Raw genomic sequence first — 236 nt, 5'->3', positions numbered from 1 at the left:
TGGAGGGTGGGGAAATGTCCGGACCCGCGTATGAACCCGGCCTTCGGCTGCCCCGGCTGCCCCAAGGGGCAGCGGAAGGGGGAAAGGAGCCGCCGGGCGACGCGGCCAGTGCCGAAGCGAGGGAGCGGCTGCGCAGCGGTTACGTGCCCCTTTCGTTTCATATCCGTAGCGGGGAGGATACCTTCGCCTGGTACAGGGGGTCGCTCGCTCCGGTCCAGCCGGCTCCCTACCAGCCC

Annotated in this window: 1 protein-coding gene; it reads left to right on the top strand. The window is 69.9% G+C overall.

What is annotated here, in order from left to right; genetic code table 11:
* Positions 1-14: 14 nt before the first annotated feature.
* Positions 15-236 (top strand): hypothetical protein (locus KVT34_RS31165; protein WP_254635265.1); only part of this gene is annotated, 222 nt, incomplete at its 3' end.

This window comes from Paenibacillus sp. GbtcB18, from assembly GCF_019091125.1.
Taxonomy (GTDB): domain Bacteria; phylum Bacillota; class Bacilli; order Paenibacillales; family NBRC-103111; genus Paenibacillus_F; species Paenibacillus_F chitinolyticus.
The sequence above is the reverse complement of the archived record's forward strand: the minus strand, read 5'-3'. Positions and strand labels throughout refer to the sequence as shown.